Annotated in this window: 19 protein-coding genes and 1 riboswitch; of the genes, 10 read left to right on the forward strand and 9 right to left on the reverse strand. The window is 60.8% G+C overall.

All coding sequences use genetic code 11. The features are described from left to right. The first annotated feature begins 63 nt into the window (after nt 1-63). Entirely contained in the window at nt 64-1,740 is a 1,677-nt protein-coding gene (ligB, locus tag CKW11_RS10740) for an NAD-dependent DNA ligase LigB (protein WP_095137500.1), read from the forward strand. A 95-nt stretch (nt 1,741-1,835) separates the two neighbouring features. Then, a complete protein-coding gene (locus CKW11_RS10745; protein WP_095137501.1) occupies nt 1,836-2,231 on the forward strand; it encodes a DUF1090 domain-containing protein in 396 nt (131 codons plus the stop codon). Between the two features lie 178 nt (nt 2,232-2,409). Here the strand turns inward: CKW11_RS10745 and CKW11_RS10750 are convergent, their stop codons facing one another. Then, nucleotides 2,410-2,859, reverse strand: coding sequence for a cytochrome c (locus CKW11_RS10750; protein WP_095137502.1), 450 nt, complete (start codon nt 2,857-2,859; stop codon nt 2,410-2,412). A gap of 128 nt (nt 2,860-2,987) precedes the next feature. Between CKW11_RS10750 and CKW11_RS10755 the strand changes: the two genes are divergently transcribed. Further along, nucleotides 2,988-4,172 carry a murein transglycosylase A gene (locus tag CKW11_RS10755; protein ID WP_095137503.1) on the forward strand — a complete coding sequence of 395 codons (1,185 nt, stop codon included), beginning with the start codon at nt 2,988-2,990 and terminating at the stop codon, nt 4,170-4,172. A 140-nt stretch (nt 4,173-4,312) separates the two neighbouring features. On the opposite strand, the gene CKW11_RS10760 is transcribed toward CKW11_RS10755, so the two are convergent. Both CKW11_RS10760 and CKW11_RS10765 read right to left on the reverse strand, forming a co-directional pair. Next, nucleotides 4,313-4,696 carry an MAPEG family protein gene (locus CKW11_RS10760; protein ID WP_095137504.1) on the reverse strand — a complete coding sequence of 128 codons (384 nt, stop codon included), beginning with the start codon at nt 4,694-4,696 and terminating at the stop codon, nt 4,313-4,315. 39 nt (nt 4,697-4,735) lie between these two features. After that, the gene (locus tag CKW11_RS10765; RefSeq protein WP_095137505.1) at nt 4,736-5,569 is read right to left on the reverse strand and encodes an EamA family transporter; all 834 of its coding nucleotides are present in this window, start codon (nt 5,567-5,569) and stop codon (nt 4,736-4,738) included. A 155-nt stretch (nt 5,570-5,724) separates the two neighbouring features. Here CKW11_RS10765 and CKW11_RS10770 point away from each other — a divergent pair, with 155 nt between their 5' ends. Further along, nucleotides 5,725-6,987, forward strand: coding sequence for a sodium:proton antiporter (locus CKW11_RS10770; protein ID WP_095137506.1), 1,263 nt, complete (start codon nt 5,725-5,727; stop codon nt 6,985-6,987). Between the two features lie 30 nt (nt 6,988-7,017). Here CKW11_RS10770 and CKW11_RS10775 read toward each other — a convergent pair whose 3' ends face one another. After that, nucleotides 7,018-7,881, reverse strand: coding sequence for a LysR family transcriptional regulator (locus CKW11_RS10775; RefSeq protein WP_095137507.1), 864 nt, complete (start codon nt 7,879-7,881; stop codon nt 7,018-7,020). A gap of 91 nt (nt 7,882-7,972) precedes the next feature. On the opposite strand from CKW11_RS10775, the gene CKW11_RS10780 reads away from it, so the two are divergent. Then, on the forward strand, nt 7,973-8,386 hold the full coding sequence (locus CKW11_RS10780) for a VOC family protein (RefSeq protein WP_027610613.1): 414 nt from the start codon (nt 7,973-7,975) through the stop codon (nt 8,384-8,386). A 39-nt stretch (nt 8,387-8,425) separates the two neighbouring features. After that, complete coding sequence (locus CKW11_RS10785) at nt 8,426-9,715, forward strand: cation:dicarboxylate symporter family transporter (protein WP_256582049.1); 1,290 nt, start codon at nt 8,426-8,428, stop codon at nt 9,713-9,715. 2 nt (nt 9,716-9,717) lie between these two features. On the opposite strand, the gene CKW11_RS10790 is transcribed toward CKW11_RS10785, so the two are convergent. Together CKW11_RS10790 and CKW11_RS10795 are read right to left on the reverse strand one after the other, a co-directional pair. Then, complete coding sequence (locus tag CKW11_RS10790) at nt 9,718-10,614, reverse strand: formate/nitrite transporter family protein (protein WP_095137508.1); 897 nt, start codon at nt 10,612-10,614, stop codon at nt 9,718-9,720. A gap of 175 nt (nt 10,615-10,789) precedes the next feature. Beyond that, on the reverse strand, nt 10,790-11,197 hold the full coding sequence (locus CKW11_RS10795) for an acyl-CoA thioesterase (RefSeq protein WP_095137509.1): 408 nt from the start codon (nt 11,195-11,197) through the stop codon (nt 10,790-10,792). 196 nt (nt 11,198-11,393) lie between these two features. Further along, a riboswitch (S-adenosyl-L-homocysteine riboswitch) is annotated at nt 11,394-11,492 on the forward strand. A 23-nt stretch (nt 11,493-11,515) separates the two neighbouring features. Between CKW11_RS10795 and ahcY the strand changes: the two genes are divergently transcribed. From ahcY to CKW11_RS10820, 4 genes are all read left to right on the forward strand, one after another. After that, the gene (gene ahcY / locus CKW11_RS10800) at nt 11,516-12,925 is read left to right on the forward strand and encodes an adenosylhomocysteinase (RefSeq protein WP_003229045.1); all 1,410 of its coding nucleotides are present in this window, start codon (nt 11,516-11,518) and stop codon (nt 12,923-12,925) included. Nucleotides 12,926-13,085: 160 nt separating this feature from the next. Beyond that, complete coding sequence (gene metF, locus CKW11_RS10810; RefSeq protein WP_003229047.1) at nt 13,086-13,931, forward strand: methylenetetrahydrofolate reductase [NAD(P)H]; 846 nt, start codon at nt 13,086-13,088, stop codon at nt 13,929-13,931. A gap of 146 nt (nt 13,932-14,077) precedes the next feature. After that, nucleotides 14,078-14,890, forward strand: coding sequence for an ABC transporter substrate-binding protein (locus tag CKW11_RS10815; protein ID WP_095137510.1), 813 nt, complete (start codon nt 14,078-14,080; stop codon nt 14,888-14,890). Nucleotides 14,891-15,111: 221 nt separating this feature from the next. Then, nucleotides 15,112-16,977 carry a DEAD/DEAH box helicase gene (locus CKW11_RS10820; protein ID WP_095137511.1) on the forward strand — a complete coding sequence of 622 codons (1,866 nt, stop codon included), beginning with the start codon at nt 15,112-15,114 and terminating at the stop codon, nt 16,975-16,977. A gap of 254 nt (nt 16,978-17,231) precedes the next feature. On the opposite strand, the gene CKW11_RS10825 is transcribed toward CKW11_RS10820, so the two are convergent. The 3 genes from CKW11_RS10825 to CKW11_RS10835 form a co-directional block, all read right to left on the reverse strand. Beyond that, nucleotides 17,232-17,810 (reverse strand): YceI family protein, encoded by a 579-nt coding sequence (locus tag CKW11_RS10825; protein ID WP_038358767.1) that lies wholly within the window; start codon nt 17,808-17,810, stop codon nt 17,232-17,234. Nucleotides 17,811-17,841: 31 nt separating this feature from the next. Beyond that, nucleotides 17,842-18,393, reverse strand: a complete 552-nt coding sequence (locus CKW11_RS10830; protein ID WP_047596555.1) for a cytochrome b — start codon at nt 18,391-18,393, stop codon at nt 17,842-17,844. A 337-nt stretch (nt 18,394-18,730) separates the two neighbouring features. Continuing rightward, nucleotides 18,731-20,515, reverse strand: a complete 1,785-nt coding sequence (locus CKW11_RS10835; protein ID WP_095137512.1) for a flavin monoamine oxidase family protein — start codon at nt 20,513-20,515, stop codon at nt 18,731-18,733. Nucleotides 20,516-20,666: the final 151 nt, after the last annotated feature.

Raw genomic sequence — 20,666 nt, forward strand, 5'->3', positions numbered from 1 at the left:
GGCTACCCGACCCGCAATCCTCGCCTAGCCTTGAAGCACTCCCCCTGAGCAAGGACGCTCAAAATGCTTGCCACGCTGCGCCTGTTTTCATTTGTTCTGCTGAGTTTTACCCCTCTGATCGCCTATGCAGCCTGCCCCGACTGGTCAACCGACAAGGCGCAAATTGAAGTCTCGGCCCTGCAACAGCAGATCGACCAATGGGACGACGCCTACCACCGCGAAGGTCGCTCGCTGATTGCCGACGAACTCTACGATCAATCGCGCCTGCGGCTCACCGAATGGCGCCAGTGCTTCCAGCAGCCCGCAGCGCCCGAGCCCTTGCGCAGCGCGTCTGGCTCCATCGCGCATCCGATCGCCCACACCGGTCTGGACAAGCTTCACCAAGCGGCCGCCGTTCAAGCATGGTTAAAGGATCGTCAGGATGTCTGGGTGCAACCCAAGGTAGATGGCGTGGCGGTCACGCTGATTTACCGTCGCGGCCTGTTGCAGCAAGCGATCAGTCGCGGCGACGGTATCAGCGGCCAGGACTGGACGGCATCGGCGCAAAGGATCGCCGCCATTCCGCAACAATTGACCCAACCGCTGGACCTGTTGGTGCAGGGCGAACTTTACTGGCGCCTGAATCAACATGTGCAGGCCAGCGCCGGCAGCGTCAACGCCCGCGCCACCGTTGCCGGACTGATGAGCCGTAAATCCTTGAGCACAGAACAGGCGTCCGGGATCGGCCTGTTCGTCTGGGACTGGCCGCAGGGGCCGGCGAATCTGCCCGAAAGAACAGCGGCACTGGCGACATTGGGTTTCGCCACGACGGCGCCATTCAGTCAGGCCATCGCCAACCTTGAAGAGGCGCAGCAGTGGCGTGAGCACTGGTATCGATCACCCCTGCCCTTCGCCACTGACGGCATTGTCCTGCGCCAGAGCCAGCGTCCACCGGCTGAGCGTTGGCAGGCGAGCGCGCCCTACTGGGCCGTCGCCTGGAAATACCCGTTTGCCCGGGCGCTGGCCGAGGTGCGCAAAGTGAACTTCAAAGTAGGTCGCAGCGGACGCATCACGCCGGTATTGGAGTTGTCACCGGTAATGCTCGATGACCGCGAGATCAGACGCGTCAGTGCGGGTTCACTCAAGCGCTGGCAGACGCTGGATATCCGCCCCGGCGATCAAGTGGCAATCAGCCTGGCCGGGCTGACCATTCCACGACTCGACAGTGTGGTATTGCGCGCCACCGAGCGGGCCGCCCTCGAGATTCCCGACACGCGCGATTTCCACGCCTTGAGCTGCTGGCAACCGACACCCGGTTGTGAGAGCCAGTTTCTCGCGCGCCTGACCTGGCTCAGTGGCAAGCAAGGGCTGGCGCTGCAGAATGTCGGGCGCGGTACCTGGGAGAAACTTCTGGAAACAGGCCGCCTGAACAACCTGCTGGATTGGTTGACCCTCGACGAGTCAGAGCTTGCTAACATTGCCGGCTTCGGCGAACGCAGCAGCACACGTCTGATCAACAGTTTTCACAGCGCCCGCCAACGGCCGTTCACGCAGTGGCTCAAAGCATTGGGTTTACCGCCGACGGGGCAGGCACAACTGGCCGACTCGTGGCAGGCGCTGGCACAACGCGACACCGAACAATGGCAGGCAGAAGCCGGAATCGGCCCGGGCCGCGCGGCGCAATTGAGCGCATTCTTTCGCGACCCGCAGGTGCTGGCCTTGAGTGACACATTACACGCCGCCGGAATCGACGGTTTCTGATCACGCAGTCCCCCGGCAGCCGGGAACCCAAGGGCCGTCAGACGCTCAAACAGCGCAGTGCCCCCGACCCGACTGCCTTTGCACATGGAGCTTTTATGAAATTTCTTGCACCGCTCGCCTTGCTGACTCTCTTTGGCGTCCTGGCCGCGCCTGCCATGGCCGACGAAGATGCACCGGGCCTGACCGGTTGCGCTGCGAAGAAGCAGGGCATCATCAACCAGATCGAACAGGCCAAATCCCGCGGCAACACCGACCAGCAGGCCGGTCTGCAAACCGCGCTGGATGAAGTGACGAAGAACTGCACCGATGCCGGCCTGAAGAAAGAACGCGAAAACAAGGTGCTGGAAGCCAAGCACGAAGTCAGCAAGCGCCAGGCTGATCTCGACAAGGCGATGAAGAAAGGCGATCCGGAGAAGATCGACAAGCGCAAGAACAAGCTCGCCGAGTCGCGCAAAGAGCTGCAGGATGCGCTGGACCAGATCGACAAGTAACCAGTGTTGAATGAGATGTCCTGTGGCGAGGGAGCTTGCTCCCGCTGGGCCGCGAAGCGGCCCCAACTCCATTCAATCGCGCTGTACCAGACTCAACTTGGTTGAATGGGTTTACGACGGCTGCGCCGCCGAGCGGGAGCAAGCTCCCTCGCCACAGTCGTCCGGCAGTCTCCGACAATCAATGATCCCGAAACTCTTTATGGCAAGCGCTGCAGGCATCTTCAACTTTCTGCACCGCAGGCCCCAGGTTGCTGGCCTTGTACGGCTGAACCTTGCTGGCGATCACCAGTTCACCGGTGGCCGCCTCAAGGTTGCGGGCCATTTCCTGAAAGCGGGCCTGACGCAGCCAGACATCGTCTTTGGCGCTGGTGTGATCTTCTTCACGCACCTGCGGGAAATGCTTCCACGGTTCATGGGACAACGCATCGAGTTTGACCGCGCCTTCGGCGAATTTCGGCCCGTCGAACGGAATGCGTCCGCGCAACATGCCGCCCAGGTCTTCGCCGGTCTTGAGCATCTGCTTGAAGATCGCCTTGCGTTGCCCCAGCGGAGAATTCGGATCGACGCCGCCACAGGCGGACAAGGCCAGACAGGCCAGCAATACAACAGAAATGCGTTTAAGAGTCATGGTGGCTTCAGGTCACGGAATTCGGCGGCCAGTATCCTCGCGTCGCCGACAAACACCAATAGCCCTATTAAAAATACGGGTTGCCCGAGCGCATGGAGCACTTGGGCAACCGGCACAGGAATCACTCCATGAACAGCCGTTTCAAGGCCTGGCGTCACCCCCTGATCGCAACCCTGCCGTTGCTGGCAATCCTTGCCGGCTGCACGGGCGGCGACACGGCCAAACCGAAAACCCACGCCTTGGCCACTTATTCCAGCGCCACCTGGGAAGCCCTGCCGGCGGTGTCCGACAGCGACCTGGTCGCCGGTTTCGGCTCATGGCGCAGCGCCTGCACCCGACTCCAGGCTGATCCGGTCTGGGGCGGCACCTGCGCGGCAGCCGCCAATGTGCCGCAGAGCGCCAACGAGATTCGCGCGTTCCTCAAGCAGAACCTCGATGTGTTCGGTCTGCGGGCCGAGAACGATAACCCCAACGGCTTGATCACCGGTTACTACGAACCGGTCTACCCCGGCAGCCTGACACCCACCGAGGTGGCGAACGTGCCGGTGTACGGCGTGCCGGAAGACATGATCATCGTCTCGCTGGACAGCATTTACCCGGAACTGAAGGGCAAGCGCCTGCGTGGCCGTCTCGAAGGCCGGGTACTGAAGCCTTATGACGACGCGGCGACCATCGAGTCCAAAGGCGTCAAAGCGCCGGTAGTGGCGTACCTGACCGATCCGATGAACCTGCAGTTTTTGCAGATTCAGGGTTCCGGGCGAATTCAGACACCGGACGGCAAACAACTGCGCATCGCCTATGCCGACCAGAACGGCCACCCGTACCGGCCGATCGGTCGCTGGCTGGTCGAGCAAGGCGAGTTGAAGAAAGAAGACGTGACCATGAGCGCGATCAGCAACTGGGCCAAGGCCAACCCGTCGCGCATCCCGGAACTGCTGGGCAGCAACCCGAGCTACGTGTTCTTCACCCGCAACCCGGACAGCAACGAAGGCCCACGCGGTTCGCTGAACGTGCCGCTGACTGCGGGTTACAGCGCAGCGGTGGATCGCAAGGTGATTCCGTTGGGCAGCCTGCTGTGGCTGTCGACCACCCGCCCGGATGGCACCGCTTTGGTTCGCCCGGTCGCGGCGCAGGACACCGGTGGCGCGATTGCCGGTGAGGTGCGTGCGGATCTGTTCTGGGGCACCGGCGATGCTGCCGGGCAACTGGCCGGCGACATGAAACAGCAGGGACAGATCTGGATGCTCTGGCCTAAAGGCGCGGCGTTGCCGCAAGTGCCCCAGGTCGCCGATACGCTGAAGGACAAACCTTAAGCGCCTCGGCGTGTGAGCTATCGCTTTCGCGAGCAAGCCCGCTCCCACAGGGTTCTTTGGTGTACACAGGATTTGTGCTCGCCATTGATACCTGTGGGAACGGGCTTGCTCGCGAAGAGGCCGGCAGCAACACCCCAGATTCAGACCGACACAAAGAAGAACGCAGCAATCAGCCCCATCCCGACAAACCACACCAGCGACCGCAGAACCGCCCAGTCCGCCAGGTAGCAGATGATGTACAGCAGGCGACTGGTGATAAACAGCACCGCCAGCACATTCACCGTCACCAGTTCCGCAGTGCCCACCAGATGCGCAACAATCACTGCGGCAGCAAATGCCGGCATCACCTCGAAGCTGTTCAGCTGCGCCGCATGCGCCCGTCGGGCGACGCCGCCCACGCTATCGAGAAAATCCCGAGGATCATGATTGTCACTGAGCCTGAAACCGCCCGAGACCTTGGCCACGATCGTGCACACATACGGCAGGAAAATCGCGATCAATACACACCACAGAGCCACCGTCATAACGCCGTCCTTTTTTCGAGTGTTGGAAATTGCGGGCGGTCAGAACTTCATCACCAGCATGCCGATCAGTACCAGCCCACAGGCTAAGAGCCGCGGCCTGCCGAAAGGTTCTTTCAGGTAGCGCATGCCGAACAGCACCACCAGAATCACGCTGATCTCACGCAAGGCCGCCGCTTCGGCAATCGAGCCCAGTTGCATCGCCCACAGCACCAGAGCGTAGCTGAACAACACGCAGAACCCGACCGCCAGACCCAGCTTCCACTGCTCACGCCAGAACACCAGAAATGCCGGGCGTTTCGCCACCCACGCCAGCAACGGGAACGGCCAGGCGCTCAGCAGCGTGACCCAGACCAGGTAATCCAGTGGATGCGACCAGCGCCGCAAGGCCTGACCATCGATGTAGGTATAACAACCGATGCACAAGCCGATCAGCGCCACCACCGGCAGCATCGACCACGGCAGATGCTTGCCGCCGCCGCCCTGCCAGAGCAGGCAGACCATGCCAAACGGAATCAGCATGATCCCGAAGATCTGCTGCGCAGTGAGCACTTCGCCGGCGAAGATCAGGGTCAGCGCCAGCACCACCAGCGGCGACAAGCCCCGCATCAACGGATAAACCAACCCGAGGTCGCCGACCCGATAGGCTTGAATCAGCAGATAGCGATACAGCAACTCGAACGCCGCGGAAGCCAGAATCCACGGCCAGATGTCCAGCGGCGGCAGACTGATGAAGGGCAACGCCAGCGCCACGAACAGCAGCGCCACCGTGTCCATGCACGCCACCACCAGCAGCCGTTCGGCACTGAACTTGATCAGGGTATTCCACGTCGCATGCAACAGCGCCGCCATTAACACCAGAACTGTCGCCGCCACGTCCCACTCCTTGATTTTTTTGTTGACCCTACACCAATGTCTGCGGCTGACCAACCGAGGGGGGATGATTGTGTCCCCACCCCGAAACAGCCCATCCAACCTTTGCACCGAAGAATCGGGGCGCTGTCTTTCCACCCCCATCCAATGGAGCCCGGATGCTAGAACTTGTCGCCGCTTTTATCTGCCTCACCACCCTCCTCACCTTCGTCAATTACCGCTTCATCGGCCTGCCGCCGACCATCGGCGTGATGGTCACCGCGTTGATGTTTTCCCTGTTGCTGCAAGGCCTGAGCGTGCTCGGCTATCCCGGCCTGGAAGAACGCGTGCAACAACTGATCGGCCAGATCGACTTCGGCGATCTGCTGATGAACTGGATGCTGTCGTTCCTGCTGTTCGCCGGCGCCCTGCACGTCAACCTCAACGACCTGCGCAGCTACCGCTGGCCGATCGGCCTGCTGGCAACGTTCGGCGTGCTGATTGCCACCGCCGTGATCGGCAGCCTCGCCTATTACATTTTTGCCCTGTTCGGCTGGCACGTGAGCTTCCTCTACTGCCTGCTGTTCGGCGCGCTGATTTCGCCAACCGACCCGATCGCAGTGCTCGGCGTACTGCGTACCGCCAATGCCTCCAAACCACTGAAAACCACCATCGTCGGCGAGTCGCTGTTCAACGACGGCACTGCGGTGGTGGTGTTTACCGTGTTGCTGGGCATCGCCCAACTGGGCGAGACGCCGACCCTCAGCGCCACGGCCATGCTGTTCGTGCACGAAGCCCTTGGCGGCGTGCTGTTTGGCGGACTGATCGGTTATGGGGTGTACCGGATGATCAAAAGCGTCCAGCAGCATCAGATCACGGTGATGCTGACCCTGGCGCTAGTGATCGGCGGTTCGGCGATGGCCACCGAGCTGCACGTCTCGGCGCCGATTGCGATGGTGGTGGCCGGTCTGATCATCGGCAACCTGGGGCGCAACCTGGCGATGAACGACATGACCCGCAAGTACCTCGACGGCTTCTGGGAGCTGCTCGATGACATGCTCAATGCGCTGCTGTTCGCACTGATCGGCATGGAGCTGTTGCTGCTGCCGTTCAAATGGGCGCACGTGGCGGCGGCCAGTTTGCTGGCGCTGGCGATCCTGCTGTCGCGCCTGCTCACCGTGGCCCCGGCCATTGTCCTGCTGCGGCGCTGGCGCACAGTGCCGCGCGGCACCATTCGCATCCTGACCTGGGGCGGTTTGCGCGGCGGCGTCTCGGTGGCACTGGCGCTGGCCCTGCCGCTGGGTCCGGAGCGCGATCTGCTGCTGAGCATCACCTACATCGTGGTGCTGTCGTCGATCCTGTTACAGGGCCTGACCATCGGCAAACTGGTCAAGCACGCCACCCGTGACGAGCCGACGACCGTGGCTGAACCCGCACACTGATGTATTACCGCAGCGCCGTTGTGAAGCCCTTCACGACGCACCGCACAGCAAATCAAGCAGATGCCGCATCGCCAATGGGCGGTGCGGCGTCGAGCCATGCATCACCACCAACTCGCGCGCATGACGCTGCCCGTCCTCGACCGGTAACACGTACATCCCTTCCAGCATCATCCCGGCCCACTGCGGCACCAGCGATACCCCCATCCCCTGCGCGACCAGCATGACGATCGTTTCCAGCGCATCCAGTTCGCACAGCACGTTGGGTTCGATGGCCTGCTCATCAAGGTAGCGCTGAGCAATCTGCCCACCCCACGAGCGTGCGTCGTAACGAATGAACGGATGAACGCGCAACAGCGTTTCCAGCGACTGCCCGGCGTACGCCGCAGGAGCCACCAGAATCAGCGGCTCGACCTTGAGCACGACCAGGCCCAATGCCTTGGGCGGCTGGAACGGTGGCCTGACCAGAATCGCCGCGTCCAACTCCCCTGCAAGCACCTTCTCGTAAAGACTTTTCGAGTCACCCGGGGTGATCTTCAGCTTCAAATCAGGTGCTGTAAGCGCCAATCGCTCGATCAAGGTGGGTAACACGCCGGTCAGCGCTGTGGAAATTGCACCGATTGTCAGTTCACCGGCCACCCCATCGGGATGCAGATCGCTCTGTAGATCCTGTGCCAATTCGATGATCGCCCTGATCTTCGGCAGAATCAGCAGGCATTGGTCCGAGGGTCTGGCTGCGTGCGCGGTACGCAGCAGTAACGTGCAACCCAGCAATCTCTCGAGCGCCTGAACGCGCTGACTGATAGCTGCCGCAGTGCGACTCTCGCGCCGTGCCGCTGCCGCAATCGAACCGGTCTCAACCACGGCCACCAGGCTTTTCAGAAACCGTACATCCATAAGTTTTCCTTTCGCTCAGAACAAGGCGAAGTCGTTATGCCCCGCCGCACGGTCTGTTTACCCTGAGCGCTCCTTCACTTGGGGACATCGCATGAACAGACCTTTTCACGCTGCATACCATGTTTGCGACCTGGAACAGGCGCGGACTTTTTATCGAGATGTGTTGGGCTGCACCGAAGGCCGCAGTACCGAGACATGGGTCGACTTCGATTTTTTCGGCAATCAGCTCTCGCTTCATGTGGGCACGCCCTTCACCACTACCCGTACCGGCCAGGTCGGCGACCACAAAGTATTGATGCCGCACATTGGCGTCGTCCTGCCGCTGGAGGAGTGGCTGGAGCTGGCCGATCGTCTGAGCCGCCTCGGCACAACGTTTGAAATCCCTCCGGTGATCCGCTTCGCCGGCGAACCCGGCGAGCAGCGCACGATGTTCTTTCTCGATCCCAGTGGCAATCCGATCGAGGTCAAGGGTTTCAAGGACTTCGACGGTCTCTTCGCACACTGAGCTTCACCCCAACAAACACAACAACAAAAGGGGCACATCATGACTACCAAGAAACCCACCAGTCTGGTCACTCGCATCATGATCGGGCTGGCAGCCGGAATAATCGTCGGCATCCTTCTCAACCAGTTTCCCGAACACAAGATCTGGTTCATCGACAATCTGCTGCAACCGGCAGGTGACCTGTTCATCAGGCTGATGAAAATGATCGTCGTACCGTTGGTCTTTGCGTGCATGGTCGTCGGCATCGCCGGGGCAGGCAGCACCAGGGCACTGGGCCGGGTCGGAATAAAGACGCTGGTTTATTTCTTTACCATCACCAGCATCGCCATCGTCTTCGGACTGATCGTCGGCAATGTTTTTCAGCCCGGCGCCGGCGCGGACTTCAGCAGCACCCTGCAATCACCGGCCATTGGTCTGGCGAATACGGGGGACACACAGAACCTGGGCCGAACCCTGGTGAACATCGTGCCGGACAACATCGTCCTGGCCATGTCCCAGGGCAAGCTGCTCTCAGTGCTGTTTTTCGCCATCCTGTTCGGCTGTGCCCTGTCGATGCTGCCCGAGCCGCAGAAGGCGCCATTGATCGCCGTGATACAGGCGGTATCGGACACCATGTTCAAGGTCACGCATCTGGTCATGCACTATTCACCCATCGGCATCTTCGGCCTGATCGGGGTCACCGTGGCCAGCTTCGGCCTCAGTGCGTTGCTGCCGCTGGCGAAGCTGATCGGCATCACTTACGTCGCGGTGTTGCTCTTCGCGTTGGGCGTGCTGGGGCTGGTGGCGCGGATGGCCGGCATTCGCTTTTTCCACTTGATTCGGGAAATACGCAGTGAATTGATCCTGGCTTACAGCAGTGCTGCGTCGGCCACAGTGATGCCACAACTGATCGAGAAAATGGAGAAGTATGGCGCTCCGCGTCCGATCACCAGCATGGTCATTCCACTGGGGTACTCGTTCAACCTTGATGGCGCCTCGCTGTTCGCGGGACTGGGCACGCTGTTTATCGCTCAGGCGTACGGGATTGATCTGGGTCTGGCGGATCAGGCCATGCTGGTGCTGATCATGGTGTTGACGTCCAAGGGCGCGGCGGGAGTGCCGGGTTTCATGTTCATCATACTCACAGCCACCCTGACCACCGCCGGTCTGCCAGTGGAAGGCGTGGCAATCATCGCCGGCGTCTACCGCTTGATGGACATGCCGGTCACCGCGCTCAACGTGTTGGGCAATGCACTGGCACCGCTGGTCATAGCGCGCTGGGAGGGACAGCTCAAGGCACCTGAGGGCGAGCCGATGACAGAACCGGTCAGCCCGCCGTTCAAGGCCTGAAACTATCGGATCTTGCTGTCGGACTCATCTTCGCGGGGTTTGCCGGAGTCTGGTTTAGCCGTCTTGGGCGCCCCGCTCTCGCTGCGGATCTGCGCATGGCTGATCAGGGCGAAAATGAAACTGCCGCCGATGATGTTTCCCGCCAGGGTGGGACCTGCAAACACCATCCAGAAATCACTCCACGGCAGCTCGCCGGCAAACACCAGATACGACACTTCCGCCGAACCGACCACGATGTGAGTGAAGTCGCCCAGCGCCATCAGGTAGGTGATGAGGATGATGATCCACATCTTCGCGCTCTCCATGGACGGGATCATCCAGACCATGGTGGCGATCATCCAGCCGGAGACGATGCCCTTGGCGAACATCTGGCTGGCATGGTTTTCCATGACCTTGCGGCCGATTTCGAGGAAGGCGTGATCGGTCCTGGTGTCGAAGATCGGCAACTCGAGCATCACGTACGCCACCAGAATCGTCCCGCACAAATTGCCGAACAGGACCACGCCCCACAGGCGCATCAGCCGGCCGAAGTTTTTCAGGGTCGGTTTGGTCATCACCGGCAGAACGGCGGTCAGGGTGTTTTCAGTGAACAGTTGCTGGCGGGCGAGAATCACCGCGAGGAAACCGGCGCAGTAGCCGAAACTGGAGATGACCTTGAACTCATCGCCGTCGGGCAGACGCGAACTGAGCAGGCCCATGCCCATCAGCGACAGGCCCATGGTCAGCCCGGCGGCGAGCGCCGACCACCACAACGCGGCGATGCTGCGCTCCAGTTCCTGATCGCCCTGAGTGCGGATGATTTCATGCAGAACCGCCGCGCGGGGCGGCTGGTTTTTCTCGACTTCATGTTTTTCATCGGTCGAGAGGTTGGGGGTCTTGCCGTCTGTCGGGGTGGTCATGGCGTGGGAACCGTGGGGGGTGGTGTTTACCTACGACCCCGGCGGTTCATGGCTGTTCAGTGGCCAGATGATTCTTCGCTGACTGAACACCCGCCTTCGCGAGCAAGCCCGCTCCCACAGGTACAACGCAATCCATGTGGGAGCGGGCTTGCTCGCGAAGGGCGCGCCGCCGGTGTTAGTTGCTGACCAGTTCATCTTCCTTGAACTGGTCTTTGACGTACTTGATCTCGGTGCGCCCGTGCGGCGCCGGCAACCCGTCTTCGCCGAGGTTGACGAAGACCATCTTCTCGACAGTGAGGATGCTCTTGCGGGTGATCTTGTTGCGCACTTCGCAGGTCAGGGTGATCGAGGTACGGCCGAACTCGGTAGCGGTGATGCCCAGCTCGATGATGTCGCCCTGGCGCGAGGCGCTGACGAAGTTGATTTCGGAAATGTACTTGGTCACCACGCGCTGATTGCCCAACTGGACGATCGCGTAAATCGCCGCTTCTTCGTCGATCCAGCGCAGCAGGCTGCCGCCGAACAGGGTGCCGTTGGGGTTCAGGTCTTCGGGTTTTACCCATTTGCGGGTGTGGAAATTCATGTTCACTCCTGAGCGTTTGCCGAAAGATGGCGCCATCTTGGCAGACCGGGCGGTCAGGCTCCATGAGCCTTCTACTATGGTCGCTATTAGCGATCTTCATCTGGCCGACAGAAACCCTTTGGAAGATCAGTCTAGACGGCTATAATCGCCCCCGTTTCAAAACGGTAACCTTCACTTGCTACCGTTTTCCCGCCACCTGTCCGAGGGGCGCTGCAGCAGGATCAACCTGTCAGGCTCGGATGGGGCGTTGACTGGCCACGGCCGGACACTAAACGCACAACGGCGCCCATTCGCATACATTACGAATGGAGGCTCTTCATGAGCGCTGTTATCACGCCTGCAGATTTTAACGATTACAAAGTTGCCGACATGTCCCTGGCTGCCTGGGGCCGTCGCGAAACCATCATCGCCGAGTCGGAAATGCCGGCCCTGATGGGTCTGCGCCGCAAGTACGCCTCCGAGCAGCCGCTCAAGGGCGCGAAAATCCTCGGCTGCATCCACATGACCATTCAGACTGCCGTGCTGATCGAAACCCTGGTTGCCCTGGGTGCCGAAGTACGCTGGTCGTCCTGCAACATCTTCTCGACTCAGGATCAGGCTGCTGCGTCCATCGCCGCTGCTGGCATCCCGGTTTTCGCCTGGAAAGGCGAGACTGAAGAAGAGTACGAGTGGTGCCTGGAGCAGACCATCCTGAAAGATGGCCAGCCATGGGACGCCAACATGATCCTCGACGACGGCGGCGACCTGACTCAGCTGCTGCACGACAAGTACCCACAAGTACTGGATCGCGTTCACGGCGTGACCGAAGAAACCACCACCGGCGTTCACCGCCTGCTGGACATGCTGGCAAAGGGCGAGCTGAAGATCCCTGCGATCAACGTCAACGACTCGGTGACCAAGTCCAAGAACGACAACAAGTACGGCTGCCGTCACAGCCTGAACGATGCAATCAAGCGTGGTACCGACCACCTGCTGTCCGGCAAGCAAGCGCTGGTCATCGGTTACGGTGACGTGGGCAAGGGTTCGGCCCAGTCCCTGCGTCAGGAAGGCATGATCGTCAAGGTTTCCGAAGTTGACCCGATCTGCGCGATGCAGGCTTGCATGGACGGTTTCGAACTGGTTTCGCCGTTCATTGACGGTATCAACGACGGCACCGAAGCGAGCATCGACAAAGCGCTGCTGGGCAAGATCGACCTGATCGTGACCACCACCGGTAACGTCAATGTTTGCGACGCGAACATGCTCAAAGCCCTGAAGAAGCGCGCTGTTGTCTGCAACATCGGCCACTTCGACAACGAAATCGACACCGCTTTCATGCGCAAGAACTGGGCATGGGAAGAAGTGAAGCCACAGGTCCACAAGATCCACCGTACCGGCCCGGGCGCTTTCGACGCACAGAACGACGACTACCTGATCCTGCTGGCCGAAGGCCGTCTGGTGAACCTGGGCAACGCCACCGGTCACCCGAGCCGCATCATGGACGGTTCGTTCGCCAACCAGGTACTGGCACAGATCTTCCTGTTCGGCCAGAAGTACGCCGACCTGTCGCCAGCCGAGAAAGCCAAGCGTCTGACCGTTGAAGTACTGCCGAAGAAACTCGACGAAGAAGTGGCCCTGGAAATGGTGCGCGGCTTCGGTGGCGTGGTCACTCAACTGACCAAGCAACAGGCTGACTACATCGGCGTCACCGTCGAAGGCCCGTTCAAGCCGCACGCTTACCGCTACTGATTGACGCGGCGGCCTGCTCTCCCTGTGGGAGCGGGCTTGCTCGCGAAAGCGGTATGTCATTCAGCATTGATGTTGCCTGACCCGCCGCTTTCGCGAGCAAGCCCGCTCCCACATGGGTCGTGCAAGCCTCACAGGCTTCGTGTTTCCAAGGGTATTTCCCATGTCCCAAGACCGTCGCTACAGCTTCGAGTTCTTCCCGACCAAGACCGATGCTGGGCATGAAAAGCTGCTCAACGTTGCCCGTCAGTTGGCAACGTACAACCCCGACTTCTTCTCCTGCACCTATGGCGCTGGTGGTTCGACCCGTGATCGCACCCTCAACACCGTTCTGCAACTGGAAAGCGAAGTCAAAGTACCGGCCGCACCGCACCTGTCGTGCGTCGGCGACAGCAAGGACGACCTGCGCGGCCTGCTGAACGAGTACAAGGCGGCCGGCATCAAGCGCATCGTTGCCCTGCGCGGTGACCTGCCGTCCGGCATGGGCATGACCAGCGGCGAGCTGCGTCACGCCAACGAACTGGTTGAGTTCATTCGTGAAGAAACCGGTGATCATTTCCACATCGAAGTTGCCGCTTACCCGGAGATGCATCCGCAAGCGCGCAATTACGAAGACGATCTCGCCAACTTCGTGCGCAAGGCCCGTGCCGGTGCCGACAGCGCGATCACCCAGTACTTCTTCAACGCCGACAGCTACTTCTACTTCGTCGACCGTTTGCAGGCGCTGGGCGTGGATATTCCGGTGGTGCCGGGGATCATGCCGATCACCAACTACAGCAAGCTGGCGCGTTTCTCCGATGCCTGCGGTGCGGAAATCCCGCGCTGGATCCGCAAGCAACTGGAAGCCTACGGCGATGACAGCCAGAGCATTCAGCGCTTCGGCGAGCAAGTTGTCAGCGAAATGTGCGAACGCCTGCTGCAAGGTGGCGCACCAGGGCTGCACTTCTATTCCATGAACCAGGCTGAACCTAGTCTGGCGATCTGGAATAACTTGAAGTTGCCGCGCTAAGCACTAAAAGAAAGATCAAAAGATCGCAGCCTTCGGCAGCTCCTACAGGGGTGTCGTTGCTGCGATTTTTTGCTTTTGAATCCCCGAATTAGAGCTTGTGCAGGCACTTTCTGGCTCTTTCGCGTTTCTCGTCGTAATCTCAAGCCATGCCTTTTTTCGCGCAGTTACTCACCGTGCTGGTTTTTGCTTGCCTGAGCTTTGCCGCTCGGGGCGAGAAGCTGCGTATTGTCACCGAGCCGTGGGCACCTTACGTGTACGAAGAGGATGGCAAGAACCTCGGGCTGGACTACGAAACCACCGCCATCGTGTTCAAGCGTCTGGGAATCGAAGTCGAGTGGCAGTTCCTGCCGTGGAAACGTTGTCTGTCGATGCTCGAAACCGGCCAGGCTGATGGCGCGCTGGACATTTTTCACAGCGACGAGCGTGATGCCACTCTGCTCTACCCCATTGAACCGCTGTCGGACGTCGAGTTCGTGATGTTCTATGCCAATGACCGTCCCCATCCGTTCCGCCAGCTCGAAGACCTCAAAGGCCTGACCATCGGCACTTCGCCGGGCTATCTGTACAGCCCGGACTTCAGCGAATCGACACTGTTCACCCGCGAGCCGGCACCGACCCACGAGGCCAACTTCGGCAAACTGCTGCGCGGACGCATCGACTTGCTGATCACCGATCGCCGGGTGGGCCAGCACTTGCTCGATCAGCTGAATATTCGCGATCAAATCACCGAAAACCCCACGGTCATCAGCCGTCAGAGCCAATATCTGGCGGTTCGACGCAATGCCGGCATGGATCTGCTGGTGGCGCGTTTTGGCGCCGAGCTCAAGCGTTTCAAGCGTGAACCGGCCTACGCCGAGCTCAGCGCACGCTACGGCGCAGCCCCGGTCGATGCAGTGCCACTGGGCAATGCTTCGGCCAGCCGCAAAACCGTTGAGCAGCAGGAAAGCAGCGCGCAGTGATTGCTCTGTTATACTCCGGCGTTCCCGCCAGGCTCACGCCCGGACGCCCGGAACCGTAACAGGCCTCTCGACCCGCTACAGCGCAGCTTTCAGCCCGCGCGAGCGCTCCTGACGTGCCTTCGGAACCGCAGCAGGACCGGACGGGATCGCGTCCTCTTAAACGCGATTCGCGCCAGGCAAGACTCCCATTGGGCCAAGCCCTAACTAAAACAGGATTACTCATGTCCTTTGCTTCCCTCGGTCTCTCCGAGGCTTTAGTCCGTGCCATCGAAGATGCGGGCTATACCGAGCCTACTCCGGTGCAACAGCGGGCCATTCCCGCCGTGTTGCAAGGTCGCGACCTGATGGTTGCGGCACAGACAGGTACCGGTAAAACCGGCGGTTTCGCCCTTCCGATCCTGGAGCGGTTGTTCCCCAACGGTCACCCGGACAAATCCCAGCGTCATGGCCCGCGCCAACCGCGCGTACTGGTCCTGACCCCGACCCGCGAACTCGCGGCCCAGGTACACGAGAGCTTCAAGATCTACGCCCGTGACCTGAAATTCGTCAGCGCCTGCATCTTCGGCGGCGTCGGCATGAATCCGCAGGTCCAGGCCATGTCCCGTGGCGTTGACGTGCTCGTTGCGTGCCCGGGTCGACTGCTCGACCTCGCCGGCCAGGGCAGCGTTGACCTGTCCCACGTCGAAATCCTCGTGCTCGACGAAGCCGACCGCATGCTCGACATGGGCTTCGTGCACGACGTAAAGAAAGTCCTCGCACGTCTGCCGGCCAAGCGTCAGAACCTGCTGTTCTCGGCGACCTTCTCCAAAGACATCACCGATCTTGCCGGCAAGCTGCTGCATAACCCCGAACGCATCGAAGTCACGCCGCCGAACACCACGGTCGAGCGCATCGAACAACGCGTGTTCCGTCTCCCGGCCAGCCACAAGCGTGCCCTGCTGGCGCACCTGATCACCGCCGGCGCCTGGGAACAGGTACTGGTGTTCACCCGCACCAAGCACGGCGCCAACCGTCTGGCCGAGTACCTGGACAAACACGGCCTGCCGGCTGTGGCGATCCACGGCAACAAGAGCCAGAACGCCCGCACCAAAGCCCTGGCCGACTTCAAGGCCGGTGAAGTGCGCATTCTGGTAGCGACCGACATCGCTGCTCGCGGTCTGGACATCGACCAGTTGCCACACGTGGTCAACTTCGAGCTGCCAAACGTCGATGAAGACTACGTGCACCGTATCGGCCGTACTGGCCGCGCCGGGCGTTCGGGCGAAGCGATCTCGCTGGTGGCCCCGGACGAAGAAAAACTGCTGAAAAGCATCGAACGCATGACCAAGCAGAAAATCGCCGACGGCGACCTGATGGGCTTCGATTCGAGCACTATTGAAGCCGAGAAGCCGGAAGCCCGTGAGCGTCCGGACATGCGCAACCCGCGCAACTCCCGTGGCCCGCGTGGCGACGGTCCGAATGGCGGCGGTGGTGGCGGCGGTCGCAAGGACAAAGGCAAAGACAAGGGCAAGGAAAAACCCGCCGGCGAACGCGGCGAGCGCCCTGCCCGTCAGCAGAAGCCACGTGAAGGCACCCCGGCCCGCGAACAGCGTCCGAGCCAGCCACCACGCGCTGCGGCTGATCGTGCACCGGACGAGTTCCTCGACGACGATATCGATAACTTCGGTAACCGCGTTGACTACGTGCCGAAAGCTGCCCCTGCCGGTGGCCGCGGCCGTCGTCCGGGTGCTCCGGCACAAGGTGCAGGCGCAGGCGCTCCACGCGGCGGTCAGTCGCAAGGTCGCCAGAACGGCCCGCGCAACAGCAACGGTTCGAGCACCGGCACTCCGCCGGGCAAACGCAACGGCCCGCGCAACGGTGCTCCGCGTGATGGCCAGGGCCGTCGTGACGAGTCCTCGCGCAACCGCCGTCCGGCTCGCGACGATCAGCAACGCGCCGAACCGGCCGTGCAGAACCCGCGCAGCACCGGGCCGAAGATCATGCACAAGGAGTCCAAGGCTGACCGCTTCCCGACACCTGAGCAGCTCGATCAACTGCCGACCCGTCCGCGCGGCGAAAAACCAGCACTGCTGACCCGCAATCGCTGAGTTATCGCTGCCATGAAAAATGCCCCGGTTCGAAAGAGCCGGGGCATTTTTTATGAGCAAGCCAATATCCCTGAATCACCACATCAACTGTGGGAGCGGGCTTGCTCGCGAATTCGGTATGTCTGTAACGGAAGTATCGACTGACCCGCCGCATTCGCGAGCAAGCCCGCTCCCACAATGGCTCTGCAGTGTGTCAGACAATAAAAAACGCCCCGGCCTTTCGACCGGGGGCGTTTTTATGTGGCGGACGAAAGTTATTTGACTTTCACACCTTCCAGCGAGATGTCCAGATCCGCAGTCTGCGAGGTCGGACCTGGGCCCTTGATCCCGAAATCGTTCAGATTAAGGGTGGTTTTGGCGTTGAAGCCAGCACGCTCGCCGCCCCACGGATCCTTGCCTTCGCCGTTGAACGTAGCCTTGAAGGTCACTGGCTTGGTCACACCGTGCAGGGTCAGGTCGCCAGTCACGTCAGCGGTCTTTTCACCGGTCGATTTGACGGCGGTGGAGACGAACTTGGCATCAGCAAACTTGCCCACGTCGAGGAAGTCTTTGCTGGCGATGTGCTTGTCACGTTCAGCGTGGTTCGACCACAGGCTGGCGGTTTTCACATCAACCGAGATCTTGCTGGCTTCAGGCTTGGCCGAATCCCACGAGAACGTACCGTCGAAATCTTTGAAAGTACCGTGGATGAAGCTGTAACCCAGGTGGCTGATTTTCCAGTCAACGAAGGCGTGTTGGCCTTCCTTGTCGATTTTGTAATCCGCAGCCATGGCCTGACCAGCCGAGAGCAGTGCAGAACCGATTGCCAGAGCGGCCAGAGTCTTTTTCAACATGCTTTCTTTTCCTTTGAGTCGAGGTTGAACTTCAGGCTTTGCGACCGAGCATTCGAGTGAGGGTCGCATCACGATCGATAAAGTGGTGCTTCAATGCTGCCAACGCATGGAGACCGGAAAAAATTACCAGCGCCCATGCCAGCCAGAGATGAATCACCCCAGCGGTGTCTGCCTGATCCGGTAGCCCGGAAACCAGTGCAGGAACTTCAAACAGGCCAAACACCGGGATCCCGACACCGTCTGCGGTGGAAATCAGGTAACCGGCAAGCATCACAGCGAACAGCCCGACGTACAGAAACCCGTGGCCGAATTTGGCGCCGATGCGGGTCATGCGGCTGTAGCTTTGCAGCGTCGGTGGCGGTGGGCTGATAAAGCGCCAGAGCACCCGCAACACCATCACACCCAACAACACCAGACCGATGCTCTTGTGCAGATCCGGCGCGTCTTTGCGCCAGCTGCTGTAGTAATCCAGCCCCACCATCCACAGACCCAGCGCGAACAGCCCGAAGACCGCCAGCGCCACGCCCCAGTGCATGAAGATGCTGACCCAACCATAGCGTGAAGCAGAGTTACGTAGCTGCATTGCCCAAATCCTGTGAGAACTGCGAACCAAGACTAGCGAGTTATCTATCGAATTAAAGCGGAAAATTTTGCTTTGAAATATCGAGAAATACGATCAAGAGTCTGTAAGTGGCTTGTTAAGGAAAGATTAAAGGCGAAAGTGTCGCGGGGTGTTGTTGCCGGACAATGGAATTGCGTTGTCTGAGCCGCCCCTATCGCGAGCAGGCTCACTCCTACAGTGACCGTATTCCCACTGGAGAAATGCGATCCCCTGTAGGAGTGAGCCTGCTCGCGATAGCGGTCTTACAGGCCAAAAAAAAGCGCGGCATGAGAGCCGCGCTTTTCATTCACCGCTAGGTTTACTGCGCCTTGGTGTCAGTCGCTGCCGCCGGAGCCGCCGCAGGCTTGGCCGCTGGCTTCTTCGCCGGTTCAGCCTTTTTCGCCGCTGGCTTGGCCGGGGCCTTTTTCGCCTCGGTTTTGGCTGCAGGCTTCTTCGCCGCAGGCTTGGCTGGCGCTTTCTTCGCCGGCTCGGTTTTCACCGGAGCGGCGGGTTTCGGCGCTTCCACCGGAGCTGGCGCAGGGGCTGGAGCCGGTGCTGGTGCTGGCGCTGGCGCTGGAGCTGGAGCTGGCTCAGGCGCCTTCACAGGTTCTGGCTTCTTCTCGTCATCCGAACCGCCAAACAGGTTGCTGAAGAAGTTGCCCTTCTTCGCCGCCACGGCACCCGCCGCGCCTGCCGCTGCTGCGGCCGGAACCACTTTGACCGGTTCAAACGATTTGCCGGCTGCCAGGTCTTCAACCTGACTGGCCGCACGCTGACCGGTGCGCAGCGCGCCTTCCAGAGTGCCCGGGTACAGGGTGTCGGTGTGTTCGCCGGCAAACGCTACGCGTTGCAGTGGGCGCTCCCACATGCGCCAGAACTTGCTGATCTGGCCCGGGCCGTAAGCCAGGTAGGCGCCGCCCATCGACGGGTCGGTGCTGTAGCGACGGATTTCATAACCGGTGAACGAGCCACGAGCCTGTGGGTAAAACGCGTGCAGACGGATCAGCACCTGATCGACCATCTGCTTGTCGCCGAACGCTTGCATCACGCGGGCATTGTCGCCGGACAGGTTGATCACCACGTTGGCGCCGCCCTTCAGCGCCGGCTCGATCCAGAGCATGCCGAGGCCGGTGTTGCTGTAGATCTCGCCGGACATGCGCGCCTTGCTTTCCCACACCGGCGTCTTGAACTTGAGCATGATCTGGTCGCGCCAGCCGTAGTTGGTGCCCTTGATCGCGGCCAGGTGCTGAGCGTCCAGCGCCGGGGTCAGCGCAATTTTGTTCAGCGCACGCAGCGGCACGGCCAGCACCACGTAGTCAGCTTGGTAGCCAACACTGCCGACCTTGACGGTCACGCCGTCCTTGTCCTGAGTGATCGCGGAAACCGGCGAGTTGGTCTTGATGGTCTTGATCTGTTTGACGAAGGCCTGGGCCAGTACCTGGCTGCCGCCGACCAGACGCGAGGCGCGCAGGTCACGGTCGGAGACGCCGCGATACACGCGGTTCTGCTGGGCGAAATACAGCAGCGACAGACGCGAAGGCTCGTCGTAGTGGGTGCGGATGTCCTGATTGATCAACTGCCGCGCGGTGGCCGGCAGGTTCTGCTTGTCGAGCCAGCTCGAGACGTTGATCTGGTCCAGCGCATGCAGGGTGTTGGTCGCGGCCGGGTTCTGCGGGTCGTCGATCGAGCGCGCCAGATCGTCGAGGGTTTTCTGGTAGCGCTTCAAGGCGTCGGCGGTAGCTGGCTGCTTGGTCGCCAGATCGGCTGCGGAGAAGTACTCGCCGTCGATCAGATAACCCGGAGTACGCACGAATTCAGGGGCTGGCGTGGTGCCCAGCTTGAAGGTCGAGACGTACTTGTTCAGCACCGGCTGGGTCTTGTCGTTGCCGATCCATTCGCTGGTGGCCATGCCCGAGCGACCGCCGAGGCTCGGCTTGGCTTCCAGCAGGGTGACCTGCCAGCCCTTGTTCTGCAGCTCGTAAGCCGCGGTCAGGCCCGACAGGCCGCCGCCGATCACGATTGCGGTTTTATCCTTGGCCAGCGCCGTAACGCTGAACAGCCCCAACATCACCAGCGCACAGGCGCGCAGCCAACCGACAGACATTCAGCGAACTCCGGAAATACACGTAGGAAAAAAGCAGTTTTGCGGGTCAGACGACCCAAAGAACCGCGAAGAATACGTCAGCCATCAAAACGCCGCCAGCGACGTCTATCGGCCCATACAAAGTAGCTCAATCGACGCAATGGGTTGTCCC

This window comes from Pseudomonas sp. Irchel s3a10 (assembly GCF_900187525.1).
GTDB lineage: Bacteria > Pseudomonadota > Gammaproteobacteria > Pseudomonadales > Pseudomonadaceae > Aquipseudomonas > Aquipseudomonas koreensis_G.